This window comes from Alishewanella sp. HL-SH05 (assembly GCF_052655985.1).
This window is the reverse complement of the sequence record NZ_CP199753.1, coordinates 2283255-2308647: the sequence shown is the minus strand read 5'-3', so window position 1 is coordinate 2308647 and position 25393 is coordinate 2283255. Positions and strand designations below refer to the sequence as shown.

13 protein-coding genes, 3 tRNA genes and 1 pseudogene are annotated in these 25393 nt (G+C 45.1%); 14 read left to right on the top strand and 3 right to left on the bottom strand.

Annotated features, from left to right (window positions below; all coding sequences use genetic code 11):
• Positions 1 to 4 precede the first annotated feature (4 nt).
• From pglX (ACUJFL_RS10550) to brxL, 11 genes and pseudogenes are all read left to right on the top strand, one after another.
• On the top strand, positions 5 to 1966 hold the full coding sequence (gene pglX / locus ACUJFL_RS10550; protein WP_445427427.1) for a BREX-1 system adenine-specific DNA-methyltransferase PglX: 1962 nt from the start codon (positions 5 to 7) through the stop codon (positions 1964 to 1966).
• A gap of 38 nt (positions 1967 to 2004) precedes the next feature.
• Positions 2005 to 5043 (top strand): RNA-directed DNA polymerase, encoded by a 3039-nt coding sequence (locus ACUJFL_RS10545; protein WP_445427426.1) that lies wholly within the window; start codon positions 2005 to 2007, stop codon positions 5041 to 5043.
• Positions 5040 to 6764 (top strand): BREX-1 system adenine-specific DNA-methyltransferase PglX, encoded by a 1725-nt coding sequence (gene pglX / locus ACUJFL_RS10540; RefSeq protein WP_445427425.1) that lies wholly within the window; start codon positions 5040 to 5042, stop codon positions 6762 to 6764. The genes ACUJFL_RS10545 and pglX (ACUJFL_RS10540) overlap by 4 nt, the downstream gene beginning before the upstream one ends.
• 1 nt (position 6765) lies before the next feature.
• A complete protein-coding gene (locus ACUJFL_RS10535) occupies positions 6766 to 8709 on the top strand; it encodes a DUF262 domain-containing protein (RefSeq protein WP_445427424.1) in 1944 nt (647 codons plus the stop codon).
• Between the two features lie 4 nt (positions 8710 to 8713).
• On the top strand, positions 8714 to 8944 hold the full coding sequence (locus ACUJFL_RS10530) for a hypothetical protein (protein ID WP_445427423.1): 231 nt from the start codon (positions 8714 to 8716) through the stop codon (positions 8942 to 8944).
• A gap of 60 nt (positions 8945 to 9004) precedes the next feature.
• Positions 9005 to 10336 carry a DEAD/DEAH box helicase gene (locus tag ACUJFL_RS10525; RefSeq protein WP_445427422.1) on the top strand — a complete coding sequence of 444 codons (1332 nt, stop codon included), beginning with the start codon at positions 9005 to 9007 and terminating at the stop codon, positions 10334 to 10336.
• A gap of 170 nt (positions 10337 to 10506) precedes the next feature.
• A pseudogene (locus tag ACUJFL_RS10520) lies at positions 10507 to 10821 on the top strand (DUF4145 domain-containing protein); the annotation flags it as partial.
• A 339-nt stretch (positions 10822 to 11160) separates the two neighbouring features.
• Complete coding sequence (locus ACUJFL_RS10515; protein ID WP_445429080.1) at positions 11161 to 13377, top strand: ATP-dependent DNA helicase; 2217 nt, start codon at positions 11161 to 11163, stop codon at positions 13375 to 13377.
• 362 nt (positions 13378 to 13739) lie between these two features.
• Entirely contained in the window at positions 13740 to 15059 is a 1320-nt protein-coding gene (locus tag ACUJFL_RS10510; RefSeq protein WP_445427421.1) for a tetratricopeptide repeat protein, read from the top strand.
• A gap of 70 nt (positions 15060 to 15129) precedes the next feature.
• The gene (pglZ, locus tag ACUJFL_RS10505; RefSeq protein WP_445427420.1) at positions 15130 to 17811 is read left to right on the top strand and encodes a BREX-1 system phosphatase PglZ type A; all 2682 of its coding nucleotides are present in this window, start codon (positions 15130 to 15132) and stop codon (positions 17809 to 17811) included.
• A gap of 22 nt (positions 17812 to 17833) precedes the next feature.
• A complete protein-coding gene (gene brxL, locus ACUJFL_RS10500) occupies positions 17834 to 20011 on the top strand; it encodes a protease Lon-related BREX system protein BrxL (RefSeq protein WP_445427419.1) in 2178 nt (725 codons plus the stop codon).
• A 400-nt stretch (positions 20012 to 20411) separates the two neighbouring features.
• Here the strand turns inward: brxL and ACUJFL_RS10495 are convergent.
• From ACUJFL_RS10495 to ACUJFL_RS10485, 3 genes are all read right to left on the bottom strand, one after another.
• Positions 20412 to 20488 (bottom strand) — tRNA-Met (locus tag ACUJFL_RS10495).
• Between the two features lie 84 nt (positions 20489 to 20572).
• Positions 20573 to 20649: transfer RNA gene (locus ACUJFL_RS10490), tRNA-Met, on the bottom strand.
• 175 nt (positions 20650 to 20824) lie between these two features.
• A tRNA-Met gene (locus ACUJFL_RS10485) sits at positions 20825 to 20901 on the bottom strand.
• 206 nt (positions 20902 to 21107) lie between these two features.
• Here ACUJFL_RS10485 and rlmKL point away from each other — a divergent pair.
• The 3 genes from rlmKL to uup are packed head-to-tail and all read left to right on the top strand — an operon-like array spanning position 21108 to position 25386.
• Positions 21108 to 23222, top strand: a complete 2115-nt coding sequence (gene rlmKL, locus ACUJFL_RS10480; protein WP_445427418.1) for a bifunctional 23S rRNA (guanine(2069)-N(7))-methyltransferase RlmK/23S rRNA (guanine(2445)-N(2))-methyltransferase RlmL — start codon at positions 21108 to 21110, stop codon at positions 23220 to 23222.
• A complete protein-coding gene (locus ACUJFL_RS10475) occupies positions 23222 to 23470 on the top strand; it encodes a glutaredoxin family protein (RefSeq protein ID WP_226752192.1) in 249 nt (82 codons plus the stop codon). Before rlmKL ends, ACUJFL_RS10475 begins: the two co-directional genes overlap by 1 nt.
• Positions 23470 to 25386, top strand: coding sequence for an ATP-binding cassette ATPase Uup (gene uup, locus ACUJFL_RS10470; RefSeq protein WP_229585680.1), 1917 nt, complete (start codon positions 23470 to 23472; stop codon positions 25384 to 25386). The genes ACUJFL_RS10475 and uup overlap by 1 nt, the downstream gene beginning before the upstream one ends.
• The last annotated feature ends 7 nt before the right edge of the window (positions 25387 to 25393 follow it).

Sequence of the window (25393 nt, the reverse complement as noted above, 5' to 3'; positions counted from 1 at the left end):
GTTGATGAACACTAAGCACTTAAAAGCCTACGCTCCGAAAGCCCGCCGGCTGTTTATGCAGGCCGTAGAAAACCGTCTGGCCTGGTTAGGCATTTATGCCGATAAAGCCGCCGCTGTTACCTTACAGGGTGATACCGCCATTATCGAAGGCCGGGCATTTAGTCGTAAGCAAGCGGAACAACGCAACCGGCTGTTAAGCCGCTTAACCGCAAAAGGCTTTAACCTTTTTGTCCGTGAAATGGCTTATACTTGGTTTAACCGCCTGGCCGCCATTCGCTTTATGGAGTTAAAGGGCTACCTGGAACATGGCTTTCGGGTATTAAGCAGTAAAGACGGCAGTGCCGGCTTGCCGGAAATTCTGGACCATGCTGCTGAAGTCGCCGAGCTACTGGAGCTGGATAAAAAATCGCTGATTGAAATGCAGCTGGCCGGTAACCAGCAAGAAAAGCTCTACCGCGAGCTGCTGTTAGGCCAATGCCATTACCTGCATGCCGTTATGCCATTTATGTTTGAAGCGCTGGACGATGCCACCGAGCTGTTGCTGCCAGATAACCTGACCAAGACCGACTCGATTTTAAAAGGCCTGGTTGAAGAAATACCAGAAGAAGACTGGCAAAACATCGAAGTTATCGGCTGGCTATATCAGTTTTATATCTCTGAGCATAAAGATGCGGTGATCGGCAAAGTGGTGAAATCAGAAGATATCCCCGCGGCAACCCAGCTGTTTACGCCAAACTGGATAGTAAAATATCTGGTACAAAACTCGGTAGGGCGGCAGTGGCTGCAAACCTATCCCGATTCTGCCATTAAAGCCAATATGGAATATTATATTGGCCCGGGCGAGCAACCGGCCGAAGTGCAAGCGCAGTTAACAGCCCATACCCCAATTAGCATCGAGCCAGAAAGCATTAAAGTGCTGGACCCGGCCTGTGGCTCGGGCCATATATTGGTGGAAGTATACGAGCTACTGCGCGAAATTTACTTAGAGCGCGGCTATCGGCTGCGCGATATTCCGCAGCTTATTCTGACCAAAAATATCTTTGGCCTGGATATCGACGATCGCGCCGCCCAGCTCTCAGGCTTTGCGCTAATGATGAAAGCGCGTGAAGACGACCGGCGCATTTTTGTGCGTGTAAAGAGTGAGCAACTGCAGCTAAATATCTTTGCCCTGCAACAAACCGACCAGCTTGAGGTAAATAAACTCTGGCAAGCGCTGAATCTGGAAGGCAAACAGCAGCGTGGCAGCAGTGGGGATTTATTTGGTGGCTTAGACGATGCCTTACCCCAAGTGGCCGAGCCTACCCAGCATGGCTTGTACCATCAATACTTTACCTTATTGCAGTATTTAAAAACCGCTTTTGCGCAGGCGAAAACGCTGGGCTCGTTAGTGCAAATTGAGCATGCAAAATTAGAACAACTGCAAAACCTGCAGGCGTTATTGCAGGAAAAACTGCAAGGCACCGATCCAGCTGCCAAGCAAGCTGCTGAGGTGATAATGCCAATAGTGCAGCAAGCGATTGTACTGGCAGATAAATACGACAACGTAATTGCTAACCCACCCTACATGGGCAATAAGTACCTCATTCCGATTGTAAAAGATTATTTAAAAACCCATTTTAAAGGCTACGATAAAGACCTTTTTTCGGCGTTTATCATCCGTAATCTGCAGTTTGCGAAAGACCGAGGCCAACTCGGCTTTATGACGCCATTTGTCTGGATGTTCATCTCTAGTTATGAAGACCTACGGAAGCATTTGATCACTGAAAAAACCATCACGTCGTTGATACAGCTTGAGTACTCCGGTTTTGATGGCGCTACGGTACCCATTTGTACTTTCACTTTGGAAAATGCATATAACCCTGGCTTCAGAGGTGGTTATGTTCGGTTATCTGATTTCAAAGGAGCAGCAGTTCAAGGGCCAACAGCGCTTGAAATTATTCAGGCAGCAAGGGCTATTAATAAATAATAGAAATTATTTTAAGGTCAATTCAAGGACGATAACCCATGCAAGTCACACTCGAACAATTAATTTTGGCCTGGCGCAAAGCCAAGGTGGATTTGTATTACTCGACCAATCCACCGCTACTCGCTATTGCTGATTACGAAGATAAGCTGCTGGATAATCTTACTGCGCTGCAAACACGCATCAATGGCGCTGATGAAGATTGGATTACCGAAAAGGCTTTTTTAGGCGATTGGACACTGGCACCTAAAGCGATAAAAACCAAAGATAAGCCAGAGTGCTGCTCTTACGACAATAAAGAAACGTCGGTGATCTTTGCCTCGCCCGAGGAGGATTGGACTAACAGAATTACAACTAAGCCAGCACAGGTCGCTGAATTTCGGTTAATGGCACTGTGCAGTATTGATTTTCATGTGCTGTCGGCGTTGTGGATGTTAGAGGTAGGGCATCTGTTTGATCAGAAGCTAACAGACAACGTGTATGGCAGCCGGTTGCGTCGTAACAGGCACAATGAAATTAATCCCATGGCATTGGGCAGTTTCAAACCGTATTTAAAACCGTTTCGCGATTGGCGCGATGGTGCAATTAAAGCCATGCGCTCGGCGCTGACTGAAAAGAAAAAAGTTATAGCACTAACCGCCGATGTCAGCAGTTTTTACCATGAGCTCAATGCCGGCTTTATGCTCTCGGCCAGTTTTTTGGCGCAAATTGGTATTAATTTATCTGAACAACAGACGAAACTGCACCAGCTGTTTATCACTGCGCTACAGGCCTGGGCTAAAAACACTCCGTTAGAAAAAGGCTTACCCGTTGGCCTGCCTGCTTCTGCAGTGGTAGCCAATACCGCCTTAATTAAGCTCGACCAATTTATTTCACAACAAGTAGTACCGCTGTATTACGGCCGCTATGTCGATGATATTTTGCTAGTGATGGAAAACACCAGCAACCTTAAACAAAGCGCAGATTTTTGGCAGTGGGTGATCAACCGTGATGGCGGCAACGATTTGTTAGCGCTCTCAGGTGGCGCAGTGAAGTTTAAACCAGACTATCTGCAAGGCGATCGCATCGTATTTGAAAACAGCAAAAACAAGTTGTTTGTGCTATCCGGAGAACCCGGTACAGCATTGGTTAATGCCATCACCGAACAAATCAACCAGCGTGCGAGTGAGTGGCGCTCATTACCCGTGTTACCAGAAAATCCTCAGACCATTGCCACCGATTTATTAAAAGCGACTAACCACGCTGGTGAGTATGCTGATAATTTACGTAAAACTGACGCGCTATCGTTAAGCCGGGCTGGCTTTGCACTGAACTTACGTAATTACGAAGCTTACGAGCGAGATTTACCGCCATCTGCCTGGCAAGAACAGCGCCATGCTTTTTTTAACGCAGTGATAAACCACCTGTTAGCCGCGCCAACCTTTTTTGAACAAGCACCCTACTTGCCGCGCATTGTGCGCATGGCTGCAGCCTGTGAAGACTTTGAACATTTGGGTGCTATGTTACACCGGTTAAAGCTACTAGCAGACAGTATCGAGAACGATTGTACTCATCAGATTAAAGCCGGTTTATTAAGGCATGAGCAGGTAAAACCAGAAGTACGGCGTTGGCGGGTGAGCCTGGCACAAAGTTTACTGGAAAGCATTGTGTGTGCTTTGCCACCAACACCCGGCAGGCAATTTAAGCACAACTGGCAACGTTTTATTGAATCGCATTGGCTTCGCTTAGGTGATGAAATCATTTTTGCACCGATAAAAACGCGGGTAATACCGCATATCCTGCCCGAGCTGCAAAAGTTACAGGCTAAGCTGTTTAGCCACGATCTTGCGCATATGCCGCTGCGCTTTTGCGGCCTGCCAAAAGAAATGATCAGCCAGCGCGGTATACCAAAGCGACAGCATATCAGTGCAGCAAGTTGGCCAAGTTTACCGAATAAAGCGCTAGAGCAGGGCATTAATTGCTTTGCAACCTGGTTTAAACCTAAGCTGAAACAACTGCCGCCAGGCCTATTTTTTGCCACCCGGCCTTTTAGCTTAAACGAGCTTTATCTGCTGGCACCTTCGCCCTTTGATATGGATAGCCAAACAGCCATTAACCAAGCAGTAATGGCCTTGCGTGGTTTTGACATTAACCCGCAGCGTATGCCGGTTTGGCATAAACATAAGCGGCTGCTGCAAATTCCTGATGATGAGGCAAACCGTAAACCTAAGCATGCCGTAGCTGTAGCCAGTTGGCTAACCAGCGATGAAAGCTATGTCGCCGCAGCAATGAATAAGCCATGCCCTGATAGCCGAAAGCGTTACCAGCGCATGAACCGGCTGATTAATGAGTTAATTTCACGGCCAGACCATGCCAGTTATTTGTTGCTACCAGAACTTGCTATGCCACCCCAGTGGTTTATGCGTGTCGCCGCTAAATTACATGGCCGGCGTATATCGCTTATCGCGGGGATTGAATACTTACATGCACCAAAAAAACGGGTGCATAACCAAGTATGGGCTTCGCTGACCCATGACGGTTTTGGTTTTCCTTCATTATTACTCTATCGCCAGGATAAACAAACACCGGCCCTGCATGAAGAAGCGCAGTTGCACGATTTGGCAGGTTTAAACTTATCGCCACAAATGCCCTGGCAAACGCCGCCAGTTATTCAACACGGAGATTTCTACTTCGCTACGTTGATTTGTAGTGAGCTCACCAATATCCATTACCGCAGTGCACTGCGCGGTAAAATTGACGCGCTGTTTGTTCCAGAGTGGAACCCGGATATTGAAACCTTTAATGCACTGGTAGAATCTTCGGCGTTAGATATTCACGCTTACATTATTCAAAGCAATAACCGTAAATATGGCGACAGCCGCATCCGCGCACCAGCAAAAGACAGCTGGGCCCGTGACATTTTGCGGGTGAAAGGTGGCAATCACGATTATTGCATTACCGGTGAGATAGACGTGGCGGCACTACGTGCATTTCAGTCCAGCCACCGCTCACCAGAAAAGCCATTTAAACCAGTACCAGACGGTTTTAACCAGGATATGGCGCACGCGCGCAAAGTAATACCCAAAGGGGAACAGGCATGAGCCAACAAGAACAACAAGATAAAAGCCAGTATTTCTATCGCGCCTCGGCAGCGGATTTTATGAAGATTCCCGGAGCACCAATTGCATACTGGGCTAGCGAGCAAGAACTAAGCTTTTTCGAAAGCTACCCTGCGATTTCTGAATACGCGACTTCTTCTAATGGAGTTCAAACTGGAAACAATGGGAAATATGTACGTGGATGGTTTGAAATTTCTCATAAAGAGATAAATGGCAAATGGTTTCCGTACAACAAGGGAGGGGCATTCCGCAAATGGTATGGAAATTATGATTTTGTCGTTAATTGGTTAGACAATGGAAAAGATATTAAATCAGAGAAAAACTCCTGTGCTAGGGGAGAAGAGTTCTATTTCTCCGAAGGTATTACTTGGTCCGATGTAACAAGTGGAAAACTATCATGCAGGTATTTGCCCGAAGGGTTTATTTTTGATGCCTCCGGCCCGTCAGCTTTTTTTGGGGATAAAGAACTGACTTTTGTCGGTCTGGCACTAATGAACACAAATTTCGCAAATTACTGGTCGAAAATCCTAAATCCAACTCTTCACTTTCAATCAGGCGACTTCAGAAAGATCACTTTATCTCCCTGTTTTATAAATTCTGATGTCATCGAATGTGCCAAAGAGTTAATTAGTTTAACACGTCAAGATTGGGACGAATTTGAGAGTTCGATGGGGTTTAGTGCTCATCCATTGATGAAAACTATAACGGCTAGCTTAAAACATACATACGAAGATGTATGCAATGTCTGGGATGAGAGGATTAAGAGCGCATTTTTTTTCGAACAAAAAAATAATAATTATTTTTCATCCGCTTATGGTATTCAAACAGAACAGTATTCGACAATTAATATTGGAGATATAACGCTTAACTGCAATCCTTACTACCGATACGGTCTTAACCGAAACGAAGATGAGCTAGCAACACTCCTTCAATGCGATACTTTACAAGATTTTCTTTCGTATGTTGTCGGCTGCATGATGGGCCGTTACTCTATCGACAAACCCGGCTTAATTCTCGCAAGTCAGGGTGAAACGCTACAGGATTACTTACACCAAATTCCCAACCCGCGCTTTATGCCCGATAGTGATGCTATTTTACCGCTAACGGATCAGGAATGGTTTGCTGATGATGTAACCAACCGCGTGCGTGAGTTTGTCAAAGTGGTATGGGGCGAAGAAACCTTGCAGGAAAACCTGGCCTTTATTGCTGAGTCGCTGTGCCTGCATGCGATTAAACCCAAGAAAAGTGAGGGCGCACTCGACACCATTCGCCGTTATTTAAGCACCCAGTTTTATAAAGACCACTTAAAAACCTATAAAAAGCGGCCGATTTACTGGCTGTTTAGCAGCGGCAAAGAAAAAGCCTTTGAATGCCTGGTATACCTGCACCGTTATAACGAAAGCACGCTGGCGCGGATGCGCACCGAGTACGTTACGCCGTTAATGGGTAAATACGACGCCCAGCACAGCTTATTGCTGGAGCAAAAAACCGATGCCAGCCCGGCGCAGCAGCGCGAGCTGGAAAAAGACATTAAAGCGCTTGAAAAAAAGCAAACCGAACTACGCGCCTTTGACGAACAGCTAAAACATTACGCCGATATGCGCATTAAGCTGGATTTAGACGACGGCGTAAAAGTGAACTACGGCAAGTTTGGTAATTTACTGGCCGAGGTTAAAGCTGTAACCGGCGATAAGGGCGAGTAGTATGAAGTTGCACAGTTTAAATGACATTTTTGAGCGCCGGATATTACGTATTCCTGATTATCAGCGTGGTTATGCCTGGACTGAGCACCAAATAGACGACTTTTGGGAAGACTTATTACAGCTGGATGCCAATAAAATACATTACACCGGTGTAGTGACGCTAGAACCTGTTAAAAAAGAGCAGTGGCAACGCTGGGATAATGATATCTGGCTTATCGAGGATGTTGGCTACAAACCCTATTATGTTGTTGATGGCCAGCAGCGCTTAACTACCTCGATGATTTTGTTGCAGGCGATGCTGGAAACGGTGCCAGCAGACGAGCAGTTGAATTACCAGTCGATAGAGAGTATTCAAAAACGGTTTATTTTATTTAAAGCCGATGACAATATCCGCGAAAGTTATATTTTTGGCTATGAAAAAGATAACCCCAGCGATGAATACCTGAAAACCCGCATTTTCGGCCTGCATTCGCACTCTAATCAGCAAACTCAAACGCTATACACCCATAACTTAAGTGTGGCCAAAGACTACTTTAAGGCAAAGTTGAAAGCGTTGCCGGTTAGCGAAATAGCACTGTTATTTAAAAAGTTAACGCAAAAACTTAGATTCAACCTTTACGAAATTGATGACGAGATTGATGTTTTTGTTACCTTTGAAACCATGAACAACAGGGGTAAAAAGCTCACCAGCCTGGAGTTGCTAAAAAACCGGTTAATCTATTTATCGACATTATTTGTCGATAACCAAGGTAAAGAAAAACTCAGGGCCATGATCAATGACGCCTGGAAAACGATGTATGAGTATCTTGGACGCAATCCTGATGTACCGCTGAGCGATAACTTATTTTTACGTAATCACTGGACCATGTATTTTAAGTATTCACGGCGTAAAGGTGATGACTACATCAATTTTTTACTGGACGAAAAGTTCACTGCCCGCAATGTGACACATCCCGTTGCAGAGGCGCAAAAACTTGAGATTAAAGAAATTGCTGATTATGTAAAGAGTTTACAGCAGTCTATCGTGTATTGGTTTTATATACACAATCCGTATTACCCGCAAAGCCATACCGATAGTGAAGATAATCGTATCTATCTCGACCGGCTTAATCGCCTTAGTTTTCGCTCATTTCTGCCTTTGATTCTGGCGGCCTATGTGTCAAAGCAGCCGGTTGATGAAATTAATAAGCTGCTCATCCATGCTGAGCGGTTTAATTTCACTTTGTTTAATTTAAGTCAGCGCCGTTCAAACACAGGCGATACTGAGTTTTTCTCAATGGCGCGTGAGTTGCTACAGGGAAAGTTGGCTATTAGCCAGGTCGTTGAGAATATTTCGCAGTGGACTGACAAGTATTTCGATCCCGCGAAGTTTGCTAATTATATCAAGGATAAGTACGAGTTTGGTAACGACGGCTTTTATAAGTGGGATGGCCTACGGTACTTTTTGTTTGAGTACGAGCAGTGGCTTAAAGCGCGAGGCAAGCAAGCGACTGATAAGCTGAGTTGGCAAAGTATTGCTAAAGCTAAAACCGATCAGGTTACAATTGAGCATATCTTTCCACAAACGCCTACGGACCCCTATTGGCAGGCGCGCTTTAGCAGGTTTTCAGAGCAGCAACAGTATTTATTAGTGCATTCGCTGGGTAATTTGCTTCCACTGTCGCGCGCCAAAAACTCATCGTTGCAAAAAGACAGTTTCATTTTGAAGAAGAATAACAACAACGGTGTGGGCTATTACAACGGCTCAGCTGCCGAAAATGAAGTGAGTTTAGCCGAAGATTGGACTGCTGAGCATATTCTGGAGCGGGGCCTGAAGCTGCTTAGCTTTCTGGAGCAACGCTGGCAGGTAGACTTGGGTGATAGTCAGTTCAAACGTGAACTTTTGCACTGTAGCTATTTAGGTGCCCAGTCAGAGATGAATATCAATTCTGGAGAAGGAAATTGAGAGTATGCAGAAGAAAAAATTGACGAATACGCTGGCTTACGGCCACGCATACCACCTACTACCGGTCGCGCACACTTATGTCGCTGAGGACGAGCTGTATATCAAAAATTTGATCTGCCACCACTTTGCACTGGAACGATTCGAAGCGGGTGACGGGGATGGTTGGAAGATGTCAGCGGATGTTCTTGCTAAACAGATCCGACAAAGAGAAGCTGAAATGGCGGCAAGTTGGTAAAACGTATTTAATCCGGGTGTTGCGTTAAGCATCATAACTTCATTGATTCAAGGACGTAACATGCAGCTAAGGCCCTACCAGCATGAGGCTATTGCAGCGCTGTGGCAGTTTATTGCGCAAACCAACGTGGTAAGTGGTTTGGTGGTGCTGCCCACTGCCAGCGGTAAAACTATAGTATTTGCCGAGTTTATAAGGCAACTGCTGGAAGCTAAGCCTACTTTTAGGGTGTTGGTGCTGGCGCATACCCAGGAAATTGTTGCGCAAAATGCGTTAAAGCTACGTGGGTTATGGCCACAAGCGCCGGTGGGTATTTATTGCGCCGGGCTTAAACAGTACGACATTTGCCAGATAACCTCGGCCAGCCGTGACTCCATAATAAGTGAAATTGGCGACTGCCCCGAATGGGACCTGGTGATAGTGGATGAAGCGCACCTGATACCGCCGCAAGAAGCCGCCCGTTACCAGCAAATACTCGACACCATAAAGCTGCATACCGGCCAATACAAACTACTGGGGTTTACCGCTACACCGTTTCGCACCAGTACTGGCGTTATTTATGGCACAGGGCCAGCGGCGTTATTTCAGCAGCGGTTATTTCATAAGCGCATAGACGAGCTGGTCAATAGCGGTTACCTGTGCCAGCTCAGGGCAGTAACCACGCCCGCTAATGCCATAGCTGACACTAGCGCGGTGCGGTATAACAAAGACGACTTTATTCAAAAAGAGCTGGAGCAGGTTACTGTTCAAGAACAGCTAGTTGAAAATATTGTCACCGACTGGCTGGCTAAAACTAACGGACGTTTAGCAACCGTGTTTTTTGCCAGCTCGGTGGCACAAGCAAACTTGTTTGAACAGCAGCTTCGCCAAAGCGGTTTTAGTTTTCCGCTAATAACCGCCCAAACGGCAAAAGCCGATCGGGCCTTATGGTTAAAGCAGTTCGATAATGGCGATCTAAACGGCTTGATTAACGTAGCCACCCTGACCACCGGCTGGGATAGCCCACGTATGGCGTGCATAGTGTTAGCCCGGCCAACCCGCAGCCCGGGTTTGTTCTTGCAAATAGTGGGTAGGGGCCTGCGCTTACACCCCACAAAAACCGAAACCTTGCTACTGGATTACGGCGGCAACCTGGAGCGTTTCGGCACTATTGACCGGGTAAGGCCGGCAGGTGAGCCGGTTGACCCACGCCAGCAATTGCAAAAAACCAGTGCTTGCCCCTGTTGCGACACCATAGTGTCGGTGTACCAGCTGCAATGCCCACACTGCACTGAGCAATTGCATGAGGACGACAGCGATTTTGCCTACTGCCTGCAATGCGGCGCAAATAATGACTTTAATGCCTTGTATTGCCAGGTATGTGGTGAGCAGTTTGATGCTTATGCAAATGAATAATCAACAACTTAACGGACTCTTAAGCCGGATAAAAAGGTGTTTTTGTTGACATTTTGGGTGCGTAAATAGACTCTATGAGTATGAACACGGCATAATTATACATAATGCGTTATTGCCAATAACACTAACACTATGGGCTGTTAGTGCTAAGCATTCGAAAGGGACCTTGGATGAATACAAGTTTTGATTTTTTGATTACCAAACACCCCAAGTTACATGAATTTGTTATCCAAGCTGCGCAATATGCCTATACCGACCCGCAGGCTTGCATAGTAAAACTGCGCTGTTTTGGTGAGCAACTGGTCGCTGAGCTTTATCACAACCTTGGTTTGACGCTGGAAGGTAAGGATAATTTTTTTGAACGTCTGAAAAACCCTGCCTTAGAGAGCGTGCTGGATAAAGCGATTGCCTGTAAATTGCATGCACTGCGTTCGAAGGGAAATGCCGCTGCGCACTCTGGTAAAGTAAGTACGAACGATGCCTTGTGGCTTCTAAAAGAAGCTTACCTCTTAGGTAAATGGTTAGTTTGCACCTACCAGCCTGAGCTGACGGCGAGTATTCCGGCCTATATTGAGCCCGCGCCTATGGTTGTTCAAACTAACGCGCAAATAGCACCACAAGCTGAACATATTCAAAGTAAAGCGCTGGAGCAGGCAAAAGCCGATTTGCTGGCATTACAAGATGAGCACGCGACAGCGCTAGCTAGTATTCAGTTGCTTAACAAGACGGTAGCAGAGCTTGAATTTCGTCAGCAGCAATTTGCGCAGGTGAACCAGGCGGTAGCTCAGCAGATTGATTTGGAGACGGAAACCACGCTAAAACACTTGTCACTGGCTGATGCGTTTGCAGAATATGAGCTTAACGCTGATCAACAAGGGTTGGTGGGGGCGCTTGAAGCGTTTTTGAATCACCCAACACAGCAGGTGTTTTTGCTAAAAGGTTATGCCGGTACCGGTAAAACCTTTATTACCAAGGGGCTAACCGAGTATTTCAATAGTATTGGCCGTAATTATATTTTGATGGCCCCCACCGGCAAAGCGGCCAGAGTTATTGCAAAAAAAACCGGCAGCTCTGCTTTTACCATCCATCGTACCATTTACTCTTTTAAGGATATTCGGGAGTTCCGCGAGCCCGACTTAGATGGCTCTGAAACCTTTAAGTATTATTCTATTTTGCGGGCGAATGAGTCACCTGATAACACCGTGTATATTACTGATGAGTCATCAATGCTTGCTGATATCTATCAGGAAAACGAATTTTTTCGCTTTGGCTCAGGCTTTTTGCTTACCGATTTGATGAAGTTTATTAACTTCGACCATAACGACCATAATAAAAAACTGATTGTTATTGGCGATTCTGCCCAGCTGCCGCCGGTGGGGATGAACACCTCACCCGCGCTGGATGCGTCTTACCTTAAACAAAAATTTAATGTTAATTGTGCTGAATATGAGTTGACCCATGTGGTGCGTCAACAAGCCGGCTCCGGAGTTATGGCAAATGCATTAATGCTGCGTGACAGCATGGCGCAGGGTGTTTTTAATCAGTTAGATTTCAAATTGGATTTTCCGGATGTTACTGCGTTAAAGCACGAGCAGTTAGTAGCGCACTATCTTGAAGCTTGTAATCACGAGTCCATGAGTAATCAGGCGGTTATTTTGTGTGGCTCAAATGCAGACGTTAAACATTATAACGATCGTATAAGAGAAGAGTTTTTCCCGGGGAAAACCGAAATTCAGCCGCGTGATAAGCTCATCATGATCAAAAATACCGAGGCAGAAGGCCATTTGATCACCAATGGTGAATTTGTCTATGTCACCGCCTGTTCAGATGAGGTTGTGCATCGTGTCGTTACGCTTAAAGCTAAAAATGCAGACAACAAAACTGATCAGAGGGTTGTAGAGTTATCTTTTAGAAATATTTCAATTGCGTTTCGTGATGAAAACGATTCAGTTATTAAACTCAATTGCGTTCTGTTGGAGACGGTACTGAATTCCTCTGATAGTACGTTGAACTCCGATCAACAAAAAGCGTTGTATGTAGATTTCTGTATTCGAAATCCTCATTTAAAAAGAGGCTCTAAAGAGTTCAAAGATGCCTTGCTGTCTGATCCATTGTTCAATGCGCTAAGAGCCAAGTACGGTTATGCCATCACTGTGCATAAAGCGCAGGGCAGCGAGTGGTCACACGTATTTGTAAAATGCAAAACACCCCAATATTCAACGTTGAGCCATGTCTACTTTCGCTGGTTTTATACCGCAATCACCCGAACCAGTTCCCATCTTTATGTACTCGATGAACCGCATATCTTACCGGGCAGCGGTCTCAAAAAGGCATCACAAAAAGATTTTAGCTGGCTTAACGCTGCAAACAATCAACCTTTGGCACAGCCTGCAACGCTGCAGCAACAAGAAGTGCACGAGGATGTTACGATGCCAGCTGCTAATGCTGTGACATCACTTGTTGAAGTAAGCAAACATGCTACTGATTTTGGTATTCCTGCATCAGAAGAGTTTTTGGTTGCCTTGTTTAATGAAGTTAACCAGTTGATTGCTCCGCTTGGAGCTGAAGTTACAGGTATTCTGCACAATCAATATCAGGAAAGATATTTTATTGAGCGGCAGCAAGAGCAGGCTTGTATCAATATAAATTACTCAGGCAAAAATAAAGTTACCCGGGTGCAATATGCGCAGTTAACAGAATTTAATGCAGAGATAAGTTCATTGTTATCTTCTCTTGTGAACAAACCACTGGCGTTAATTGCCGAGGGGGCGCCAACTCAGCTATCTGAGAATTTTATGCAGCAGTTATATCAGCGGCTTGAGGCGATGTGCGACACTGCTGGCATAACTATAGCTGGTGTGATGGAGCGTCCGTTTTGCCTAGAGTTTAGCTTTAAAAAAGGCAGCGCCTTTACCTGTATAAACATTTATTACAATGGCAAAAAACAATTTACCAGATATCAATATGCTCAAGGTAAATCTAACTCAGCCGAACTGACCCAGACAATAGAGGCATTGATAGAGCAGGAGATTTCAGGATGACGGCATCAACCAAGGATGTTTTTGCATTGCGCAAACAAGGAGAAATTGGTCAGGCTTTTGCAATAGCTGAACAATTAATTGCTGAAGATCCAGCAGATGAATGGCATCAGCGTGCTTATATTTACTGCGTTATTGATTTGATTAAACAAGCTGTAACGCTTAATGATCAGACCGCGGTGTATCATTATTTATCGGCTCTAGATAGTATCGCTGCGCCGAATGACGAGTTACTACAGAAGTCGATTAACAGCGTAAAAGTTTTAGCTTCGCCTGCGGCTCCCTTAATCAGTAAAGCTAAAAAAGCCAGTGAAGCGAAACAACATGAACTGGCGATTAGCGCTTACCGCCAAGCATTACAGCTGATGCCCAATGATCAGAGTATTAAAGTGAGTCTGGGTTGGGAAATTTACCGACAAGCGGCTGTGTTAGTGAAAATGCAGCCATTAAATGTGTTTGCCGTTAAACGACTATTGCAAGACTATTTGCAACTTGCTTTAGAACGACCCTCGCTGCTTCATTCTTCAATTCTGCGGGTTGCTGATGGTTTAAGCAAAGAGGCCGGCTTTGACTTACCAGCCTTTCTTAAAATTTGGGGACTGGAAAATTTCCAGCCAGATGACTTTACGCCGTATTTAAATAAAGAGTCAGGTAAGAAATTCGGTTCACTCGCTGAGCGCGTTATATTACACGCAGTGAAGCAGGCAGTATTACGGGATAATAAAGCCTTTGTCGCAGAGGTGTTACCGCTGCTAGAGAAGATTATTCGTGCATCCTCTGACCCAATATGGTTAATTTTTTATAAAGCGAAAGCCCTGATGGTGCTTGAGCAATTTGAGGAGGCCTACAAATACACTCTTGATGTTGCGAAACAGAAAATGGGTGACTATTGGATTTGGGAATTGTTGGGTGATATCAAAGATTTCCAGCAATCAGAACAGGCTGTGTTTTTTTATGGCAAAGCCTTATCCCTGTCAGCGTCAGAACAATATCTGGCGAAGTTGCGGTTAAAGTTAGCTAAAGTCTTTATCAGGGAAAGAAATTTCGCAGCTGCCAAGGCTGAACTGCAGCAGATTGAAGCGTTTGCTAATGAGTCAGGTCAGAGCGTATCACAAGATTGTCAGCAGTTAATGCAGCAGCCTTGGTATCAGGAAACGCTCGCGCTGCAATCAAATCAAGACTTTTACACCAAATCTGCTGAGATAGCAGAGCAACAACTTTATAGTGCATTGCCCAGTTACTATGGGGTTGTTGCCGATTCCTTCGCCCTCAAGGATAAGCCAAACAAGAAAAAATATCGTTTACTTATTAAGGTGCCGAATAAGTCTGATCCTATTGAAGCATTTGTGTCAGAAAGAAAAATAAAAGAACAGAAGCTCAATCTTGGAGATGCGGTAATTGTGAAAGGTGAAGCAGCAACAGGGGGTAAATTTAACGTGTTGATGCTTGGTGCAACCCAGGCTGATAAGGCTGCTGATTTGGTAAAACTCTTTGAAGAGCAATGCCACGTGTCTGAAGCGGGTTTGGGGTTTACCACTAGCAATATTTTTATTGATGCGGTATTGGTTAGGCGACACGATGTTAGGACGGATAGTATTGTTTCAGGCAAAGCGATAAGAAGCTATGACAAGAAAAAAGCGAGATGGGGCTGGAAAGCAATGAGCATCAAGGTTATGCAAACATAACTATGTTAAATGCTTAAAACAATAAAAACTAAAAGTTACCAAATTTAGCGGTAAGCCTGAGTAAGAAGTAATGAATATCGAACAAATTGAAAAAGGGTTGCTTGCTAAGTACGAGCAAAGCCGCATTGTGTTTTGGCAGGATAGCGAAGCGGAGTTTACTGATGTATTGCTGGAGTTAAAGCTGCCTGATGTGACCTTGCTTAACCTGGATACTGCATCGCACTTCTCTGTGAAATATCAGTTAGAGCAGGATCAAACCAGCCGGTTTTTGCTGTATGCCACGGCTGATGAACCCACCGCAACACGGGATTGGTTGTTTGATATTAAGCTTTATGCTCAGCACTTTTATGCCGACAGCAGTTCTATTATTCTCAACGAACTGGGTATGCGGCTGGAGTTTCGTCAGGCAGTTAGCCGGTACAAAAAGTTTTTTGCCAATAAGCAACGCTTTACCCGGCTAAAAAAAGTGCTGCCGACCGATGCCAATGTTGAGCAGTTAACCCTGGCAATGCTTGCTGTAGTACTGAAAAGCGAAACCGCGACTTTTACCCAAGTTATGCAGCAACTGCTGCTGAGCTTGGCTGAGGGGAATAGCGATGAAATGCTGGAAGAGTTAGCTAAATTTGACTTACTTCAGGCACTGGCGCAGCAGCTTGAGCAAGAATTTGGATACCGCGCTGCGGAACCCACTGTGTTAAACCTTACGGATTTATTATCACGTTTACTGGCCACTGATGTTTACCATGCCTTAGCACAGGCCGGGGTTGAGCCGCAAAGCCGTTTGCTGCAAACCTATGCCGAGTTAACCTTGCCAGATTTAGCCTTGCAAACCGATGAGTTTAAAAAGCGTTTTGCAGCAAACTCGCCAAAACGCGCTGCAGTACTGACCTTTGTCGGGAGCTGGCGTGAGAGTCGAGTATTAAGTGAAAGTTACAATCAGTTGGCCGCATCGGTACAAGACAGGCTGGAAATTAGACAGCGCCTGACCGAGTTAACCTCGCCAGCTGATCCATCCATAAGGGTAAGGCCAGATTTACTCGGCCTGGCAGAAACCTTCGAAGTGATTGAACAAAGTATTATTACCATGCTGGCGAAACAGTTACCGGCTTTAGATAGCACAGAAGTCGAGTCGCTGATTTCCCGACGTTTATTAGGGCATTGGTGTTATCAGTCTGATAATTATCAGGCTATGTACAAAGCCATTCGCGCTGCAAAGCAATTTTATGATTTACAGCAACGGTATAGCAGTGGCTTTTATTTCGAGAATGCGAAAGCGTTGTATCAGTGCTATGAGACAGAGTTATTCCAGTTCGACAGTTGTTATCGGGTATTTTCGGAAAACGCCTTTTTTGTGTCACAAAATGGCTCCGATATTTTGAAATTAACCGGATTGGTTGAGGATATCGAAAACCGCTATGTTCACGGCTTCTTACATGATCTGGCAATTGCCTGGGGTAAATTGCTTGATCAGGAAAAGTTACTAACCGATTGGCAGCTCTCCGGTGTGCCGAATCAGCATCACTTTTACCAACGCCAGGTAAAAAGTGTACTGGAGAGCACTAAGAATAAACGGGTTTTTGTGATTATTTCAGATGCCTTACGTTTTGACGTGGCACATGAACTGATGCAACAAATTAATGATGAAAAACGGTTTAAAGCGGAGCTGAAAAGTCAGCTTGGAGTAGTGCCTTCTTATACTCAGTTAGGAATGTCGGCTTTGTTACCGCATCAGACCTTAACGGTACAGCTGACAAATAAAGTGGAGTACAAAGCTGATGGCCTCTCTACTCACGGTTTAGAAAACCGGCAAAAGGTGTTGGCAAACTATAAAGGCATCGCAGTAAAAGCCACCGACGTTTTAAATTGGACCAATCAGGAAGGCAGGGATAAGGTTAAAGATGCCGAGGTGGTATATATCTACCATGACGATATTGACGCTATTGGTGATAAAGCAGCCACTGAAGACCAAACCTTTCAGGCATGCCGTGATGCCATCGAAAATTTGAAAAATCTGATAGCCCGCATCATCAACCGGCTCAACGGTAGCCGGGTGTTAATTACTGCTGATCACGGTTTTATTTTTAAGACAACGGAAGTTTCTGATACTGATAAAACGGCCTTAAAAGCACTACCTGCCAGCGCTGTCGAAGCAAAAAAACGTTATGTTATTGGTTCTGCGTTACCAAAAGATGATTATTACTGGACTGGCAAGCTGGCCGCCACAGCAGGCATTAGCGATAACGCTGAGGCTGCGGAGTTTATGGTGCCAAGAGGCAGTAATCGTTTCCATTTTGTTGGCGGCGCGCGCTTTATACACGGCGGAGTTATGCCGCAGGAAATATGCGTACCCATCCTATCAGTGAGAGAACTGGATACTAAAGCACAGAGTAAATTTGCTAAACAACCAGTAAATGTGGTGCCTTTGAATAGCCCAATAAAAATCGTGGCGAATATCGATAAAGTGCAACTTCTGCAAACCGAAGCTGTTGGTGAAAAGTTTAAGGCCCGGGAGTTAATGCTGTGGATTGAAGATCCGTCAGGGAAGGTTGTAAGCGCCCGTGAAAAAATGGTGTTTGAATCGTCCTCTGACAAAATGGAAGACCGCCAACAGGGTCTGCAAATTACCTTAAGTGGCAGCGGTTTTAACCGTGCGACGCCTTACAAGCTGGTATTACTGGATTTGGACACGAATCTAAAATATAACAGTTTTAGTGTGACTATCGACTTAGCGTTTGAAGATGATTTCTTCTGAACAAGACTCAGGTGAGAAACGAATGATGTCTCCTAATGAATTACCCGATAATACCGTTGTAACCGCTTTGGATTCAGAAAGCCCAGATTTAGAAAATCTCGAACTGAACGTTGAGCCGGTGATAGAACCAGATCCTATCCTCGGCTCAGATGAACAAGCCAGAGCCGATATTCGAAGTGACGATCTGGATACTTTACTGGTAAAAACCTTTAATGGCCGCATTGTTCGCAAAGATTTGACCAAGCAATTAAAAGAAGGCGCAAACGTGCCGGTGTATGTTTTGGAATATCTGCTTGGTATGTATTGCTCTGTGGCCGATGATGAATTAGTGGCTGAAGGCCTGAAAAACGTTAAAAAAATTCTTGCCGATAACTATGTAAGGCCAGATGAAGCTGAAAAAGTAAAATCTCTGATTAAAGAAAAAGGCACTTATAAAATTATCGATAAGGTGTCGGTTAGCTTAAATCAGAAAAAGGATATTTACGAAGCGGCGCTCTCAAACCTTGGCGTTAAAGATGCGGTGATCCCCAGCAGTATCGTAAAAGATAATGAAAAGCTACTGACCGGCGGGATCTGGTGCATTGTTACCATTAGTTATCGTTTTGAAGAAGGGCAAAAAATTTCGCCTTTTACCGTATTTAGTTTGAAACCCATTCAGATGCCGTCGATGAATATGGATGAGCTATTCAATGCACGCAAAGCTTTTACAGTCGATCAGTGGATGGATGTGCTACTTCGCTCAGTTGGGATGGAGCCGGCAAACTTAAAACATCGTACCAAGTGGCATTTAATAGCCCGGATGATTCCGTTTGTTGAAAATAATTATAACGTCTGTGAGCTGGGGCCGCGCGGTACCGGTAAGTCGCATGTTTATAAAGAGTGTTCTCCTAATTCTTTACTGGTATCCGGCGGTCAGACTACGGTTGCTAACTTATTTTACAATATGTCGACCCGTCAGATTGGCTTAGTAGGCATGTGGGATGTGGTTGCCTTTGATGAAGTGGCCGGGATCCGTTTTAAAGATAAAGACGGTATCCAGATCATGAAGGATTATATGGCATCTGGTTCGTTCTCTCGGGGCCGTGACTCTATCGAAGGTAAGGCTTCAATGGTGTTTGTGGGTAACATCGACCACAGTGTTGAGATGCTGGTAAAAACCAGCCATTTACTCGCGCCATTTCCGGAGGAGATGATTGATTCGGCCTACTTTGATCGCTTTCATGCCTACATCCCTGGCTGGGAAATTCCGAAAATGCGGCCTGAATTTTTTACCGACCGCTTCGGGTTAATTACCGATTATCTGGCTGAATATATGCGCGAAATGCGCAAGACGACGTTTGCCGATGCCATTGATAAGTTCTTTAAACTCGGCAATAACCTTAATCAGAGGGATGTGATTGGCGTTCGGCGTACAACGTCAGGATTGTTGAAGTTGTTATATCCTGATGGCAGCTTTGGCAAGGAGGAAGTACGGAGTTGCTTAACCTATGCACTTGAAGTGAGACGGCGGGTTAAAGAGCAACTGAAGAAAATCGGTGGCATGGAGTTTTTTGATGTTAACTTCAGTTATATCGATAACCAAAGCCTTGAAGAGTTTTTCGTTAACGTGCCGGAGCAGGGCGGCTCTAACCTGATCCCCAAAGGTATACCTAAGCCTGGCGTTGTACATTTTGCAGGATACGGCGCCACCGGCAAGATTGGCGTTTACCGAATCGAATCACAGATGACAGCGGGAAATGGTAGACATTCAACGTCAGGCTTAGGCTCTGACAGTGTTGCCAAAGAGCCGGTACGGGTGGGTTTTGAGTATTTTAAGGGTAACCTGAATCGCATCAGTGCAACGACGAAATTCTCAGATCATGAATATCATTTACACTTCATCGATTTACAGAGTTCAGGCAATTGCTTATCAACCAGTCTGGCTGCATTGGTCGCATTTTGCTCCATCCTGCTGAATAAACCGCCGCAAGAAGCGATGATTGTTCTGGGAGATATGACCCTTGGCGGTGTGGTAAACCCGGTAAAAGATTTAGCCAGCTGTATGCAGGTAGCCCTGGAAGCGGGGGCAACGCGGGTGCTGCTGCCTATGGCATCAGCATCAGATATTGCCAGTGTCCCAGCCGAAACATTCTCGAAATTTCAGATTAGCTTCTATAGCGATCCGGTGGATGCTGTTTATAAGGCTCTCGGCGTCAGTTAAACCCGAAATTCAGCTTAAAAAAAGCATGGTGTTTTATCACTGTGCTTTTTTTGTTTTTGTCACAATTCTGCACAACGCAAAAACCACACTCCACAATCCCCTCAGAATGTAAGTGACTCTTCTGAAGAGCTTATTTTGACTTTCTTAGCCAGATGTTTAAACAGGATTAAGGTGAATTAACAGCGATTTTTGTCACAGATTTTTGTGACAAGCTTTTGTGCAGAGGGAAATTGCCCGATGGTCATTTTTTAGTGGTTATGGGTACAAATTAATTTTTGAAAATAGGGGCTGGCAAAATTTTTTGTCACAGATTCGTCACAGGGGATGGAATATGGGAACAAAATATTTCCCCTTAAAAGGGAAATTTATATAATTCAGTAGGTTATTTAAGTGTGTAAAGTGGTTGCGGGAGCCGGATTTGAACCGACGACCTTCGGGTTATGAGCCCGACGAGCTACCAGGCTGCTCCATCCCGCGTCCGAAATTATCCCCGAGCAGTTGAGATAATTAATTGATTTGCAAGACGTTAATTGATGACCTTTGGTATAAACAAGTCACAATTGGTTGCGGGAGCCGGATTTGAACCGACGACCTTCGGGTTATGAGCCCGACGAGCTACCAGGCTGCTCCATCCCGCGTCCGATATTATCCCCGAGCAGTAGAGATAATGGGTTGATATGCAAGACGTTAATTGATGACCTTTATACAAAACAAGTCAAAATTGGTTGCGGGAGCCGGATTAAAACCTTCGCCCCGTGGTTATAAAGAGGAGCCCGAGGGCCGTTTCTTAATAACTACTTGTCACAATCAATTTGGTTGCGGGAGCCGGATTTGAACCGACGACCTTCGGGTTATGAGCCCGACGAGCTACCAGGCTGCTCCATCCCGCGTCCGTCATTGCGGGGCGCATCTTAGTGTTTTTAGATAAGCGATGCAAGCGGTTAATTGCAATATTTTTGCGAATGGCAGTCAACTGCTGCTTTAAGCAGCGGCTTGTTGTTTTTAACATCAATATCGTTACTAACGATAATTCTTCAAACGTCTTTAAAGCACATTCTGTTATACTATCGGCCATTTTATTTGAAGGTTGGGTGTTATGCTGGAATTCTGGGCTTTAACGTCAAAAGGCGTCGAAGAGCTGTTAGCCGATGAGATACGTTCACATCAAGGCGAAGTATTAAAAGTTTCTATGGGTGTGGTGCGCTTTAAAGCAGAGCTAAGCAGCGCTTATCAGTTGTGCTTATGGTCGCGCTTGGCTACCCGTATTATGCGGCTGATCCAGTCAGAGCCGGTAACAGCAGAAACCGATCTTTATCAAGTGGCACGTAAAATTGATTGGCCACAGCTCATGACCATTCGTCAAACGCTTGCCGTAGATTGCGTGGGTAAACATGCCACTATTGATAACAGTCAGTTTGGCGGTATGCGTTTAAAAGATGCCATCGTCGATCAATTTCGCGAAGAAACCGGTCAGCGCCCGGATGTGGATCGCTTAAACCCCGATATGCGTTTCCAAGTACGTTTAGAGAAAAACTTCTTTCATTTCTTGCAAGATTTCTCTGGCCCATCATTACATCAGCGTGGTTATCGCGCCGGGCAGGGTGAAGCGCCATTAAAAGAACATCTGGCGGCCGCATTATTAAAGCGTTCGGGCTGGACACCCGAGCAACCGTTATTTGATCCGTTTTGCGGTAGCGGTACCATTATTATTGAAGCGGCGTTAATTGCGCTGAATAAAGCCCCCGGCTTACAGCGCGAGCGTTTTGCTTTTGAAGGCTGGCCTGGCCATCGTGCCGCGATATGGCAGCAACTTAAAGCCGCCGCGAAGGCGCAAGAGCGTAGTTTACCCGATCAGATACTTTGTTATGGCAGGGACACCGACGAGCGCGCATTAGGTAAAGCGCGGCAGAATATTGCGCGTGCTGGTGTCGCACATTTAGTCAGTGTCGATTATGGTGATGCCACGGCATTACAAAAAGCGGTTAGCGAGCAACCGGGTGTGATTGTCACTAACCCGCCTTATGGTGAGCGGTTAGGCGATTTACCCAGTTTAATTCCGTTATACAGCAAATTTGCTTTAGCGTTAAAACAGCATTATCAAGGTTGGCGTTTAGCCATTATTACCTCAAATGCCGATTTACTGCGTTCATTGCGTTTATCAAAAAGTAAAACTTACAAATTTACCAATGGCCCATTGGATTGTGAATTCACCTTATTTGATTTAACTGAAAAACAAGTAGCGGTCAGCTCAAGTGCGCCGTCGTTGTTTTATAGCGAAAGCAGCTCCTTTGGTAATCGTTTAGCGAAGAACTTAAAACAATTACAAAAATGGGCAAAACGCGAAAACCTGAATTGTTATCGTTTATATGATGCCGATATTCCTGAATATAACGTCGCGGTAGATTGGTACGACGGTGAAGTGGTGGTGCATGAGTATGCGGCACCGGCTACAGTGGATGAAGATATTGCGCAAAAACGGTTGTTTGATGTGGTCAATCAAGTGCCTACGGTACTAGGTATTACATCCGATAAAATGATTTTAAAAGTGCGGGAAAAGCAAAAAGGTAGCAATCAGTATCAAGCCATGGCTAAAGCGGGGCAATATAAAGAAGTGTCAGAATATGGCGCGCGCTTTTTGGTTAACTTGCGTGATTACCTGGATACCGGTTTATTTTTAGATCACCGCTTAACGCGTAGGCTTATTCAGCAACAGGCTAAAGGCAAAACGGTTCTTAACCTCTTTGCTTACACCGGCACCGCGTCTGTTCACGCTGGTATGGGTGGTGCGGCGAGTGTTACTACCGTCGATATGTCGAATACTTATTTAGATTGGGCAAAACGCAACTTTATGCTGAATGGCCTACAAGGTAATCAGTATCAGTTTGAGCAAGCTGATTGTTTACAGTGGCTGTCACGTAATCGCAGTTTGTATGATTTGATCTTTGTGGATCCGCCAACCTTTTCTAACTCAAAGCGGATGGAAGACAATTGGGATGTACAGCGCGATCATGTGAAATTAATCAATATGTTGATAGGGCGGTTAGCACCCGGTGGCAAGGTAATTTTCTCGAACAACAAGCGGCGTTTCAAAATTGATCAAGCCGCCCTAGTCGAGTCTGGTTGGCAGGTAAAAGATATTTCTGCCGCTACCTTACCAGAGGATTTTAAACGCAATCCGCACATTCACGTGTGTTTTGAGTTAACGCGTTAATGGCCGTTTATACCCTTTACAGTACTTGGGGTTGCCATCTGTGCGAAGAGGCAGAAAGCCTGTTATTCACAGCAGGCATTGCCGAGCAAACTCAGGTTCTGGATATTATCGACGATGAACAATTGCTAGCGCGTTTTCGGGTGCATATCCCGGTGCTGGCTGGCACCGATCAGCAAGGTAATGAAACCTTAATTTATTGGCCTTTTACAGCGGCACAGTTACAGCATTGGCTTAAGGATACAAAGTAGTGGAGTTATTACGTTTTCAACAGGCGAGCTTGGCTTTTGGTACCAACCCGGTATTAGATCAAGTCGATTTTAGTTTATTCAGCGGCGAGCGCGTGTGTTTAGTGGGCCGCAACGGTGCAGGCAAATCAACTTTTTTAAAATTGCTGACCGGTCAACAAAACTTAGATGATGGCCAAATCGTTATGACTAACGGCGTTATTTTAAGCCGTTTAGAGCAAGATCCCCCGGCGAAAATGGACGTGAAAATTGCCGATTTTATTCGGGAAGGTGCCGGCGATTTAGCAGATAAAGTACAGCAATTTTATACCTTATCTGAAAACTTAGACGGTGCCGGCGATGCCGAATATCGCTTATTTGAAAGCCTGCAAGCTGATTTAGATGCCCGCGATGGTTGGGGTTTAGAAGCGCGCGTTGAAATGCTCTGCCAACAGTTTGAAATGGACGGCAATAACAGTTTAGCGACCTTATCAGGAGGTTGGTTACGTAAAGCGGCTTTAGCCCGCGCGTTAATTGCCAAGCCCGATATTTTGTTACTCGATGAACCTACTAACCACTTAGATGTAGCTGCTATTAACTGGTTAGAGCAATTTTTATTAAGCTTTGGCGGCGCGATAATTTTCATCTCGCACGATAGGGCGTTTATTCGCGCCTTAGCAACCCGCATTATCGATTTAGATCGTGGTCAGCTCACTTCGCACCCCGGTAATTATCAAGAATACCTCGATCGTAAGCAAAAAATGCTAGAAGACGAGCAACAACATAATTCACTATTCGATAAACGTTTAGCCGAAGAGGAAGTGTGGATCCGCCAAGGTATTAAAGCGCGCCGCACCCGCAATGAAGGCCGCGTACGTGCGCTTAAGGCATTACGGCAAGAACGGGCGGCTCGGGTTGAGCAATTAGGCAAGGTCGATTTTAATATCGAACAAGCGGCGCGCTCAGGTAAGTTAGTATTTGAAACCAAAGCGTTAAGCCATGCCTTTAGTGGTAAAGCAGTGTTGAATGACTTAGATTTGTTGGTGATGCGCGGAGATCGGATTGCTTTATTAGGGCCAAACGGTGTCGGTAAATCCACACTGATCAAATTACTGTTAGGTGATTACCAGCAAGATAGTGGCGAGATTAAGCGCGGTACAAATTTAGAAGTGGCTTATTTTGACCAACACCGGATGGCGCTGGATTTAAATGCCACGGTGCAAGATAACGTGGCGGATGGTAAACAAGAAATTACCCAAAATGGTCAAACGCGGCATGTATTAAGTTACTTACAAGACTTTTTGTTCCCGCCACTGCGCGCTCGAACACCCGTGCGCGCTTTATCGGGTGGTGAGAAAAACCGCTTATTACTGGCTAAGTTATTTGCAAGGCCAAGTAACTTATTGATCCTCGATGAACCGACTAACGATTTAGATGTGGAAACTTTAGAGCTGTTAGAAGATATTTTACAGCAGTATCAAGGTACCGTGTTGTTAGTTAGCCATGACCGTGAATTCGTTAATAATACCGTAACCAGCTCATTATTATTTGCCGGCGAAGGCAAAATTATTGAATTAGCCGGTGGATATGATGAAGTTATTGCTTGGCAAAAACGTCAACAAACTGCACAAAGCAGCAAAGCGCCAGTAAAAAATAATGATAAAAACAATAGCCAAGTTGAGGAAAAGCCGATACAGGCTTCTGTTAACAATGGTAAAAAGCTATCATACAAAGAAAAGCGCGAGCTAGAGTTGTTACCTGCCTTAATTGAAGAGCTTGATCAACAAGTCAAAGCCTTACAGTTGGAAGTCAACGACGCCGAATTTTTCAAAGGTTCTGCTGAGCACACACAGCAAAGATTGAACCTATTACAAGATACCGAGTCGAAGCTGGCGCAAGCGTACACGCGCTGGGAAGAATTAGAAGCTGCAATTTCGTAAATTTTTA

Coding starts and splice junctions, on each gene's coding strand:
- pglX (WP_445427425.1), top strand. CDS start 5,040: ATGAGCCAACAAGAACAACAAGATAAAAGCCAGTATTTCTATCGCGCC.
- rlmKL (WP_445427418.1), top strand. CDS start 21,108: ATGCTGGAATTCTGGGCTTTAACGTCAAAAGGCGTCGAAGAGCTGTTA.
- pglZ (WP_445427420.1), top strand. CDS start 15,130: ATGAATATCGAACAAATTGAAAAAGGGTTGCTTGCTAAGTACGAGCAA.
- pglX (WP_445427427.1), top strand. CDS start 5: ATGAACACTAAGCACTTAAAAGCCTACGCTCCGAAAGCCCGCCGGCTG.
- ACUJFL_RS10530 (WP_445427423.1), top strand. CDS start 8,714: ATGCAGAAGAAAAAATTGACGAATACGCTGGCTTACGGCCACGCATAC.
- ACUJFL_RS10545 (WP_445427426.1), top strand. CDS start 2,005: ATGCAAGTCACACTCGAACAATTAATTTTGGCCTGGCGCAAAGCCAAG.
- ACUJFL_RS10475 (WP_226752192.1), top strand. CDS start 23,222: ATGGCCGTTTATACCCTTTACAGTACTTGGGGTTGCCATCTGTGCGAA.
- ACUJFL_RS10510 (WP_445427421.1), top strand. CDS start 13,740: ATGCCCAATGATCAGAGTATTAAAGTGAGTCTGGGTTGGGAAATTTAC.
- brxL (WP_445427419.1), top strand. CDS start 17,834: ATGATGTCTCCTAATGAATTACCCGATAATACCGTTGTAACCGCTTTG.
- ACUJFL_RS10535 (WP_445427424.1), top strand. CDS start 6,766: ATGAAGTTGCACAGTTTAAATGACATTTTTGAGCGCCGGATATTACGT.
- ACUJFL_RS10525 (WP_445427422.1), top strand. CDS start 9,005: ATGCAGCTAAGGCCCTACCAGCATGAGGCTATTGCAGCGCTGTGGCAG.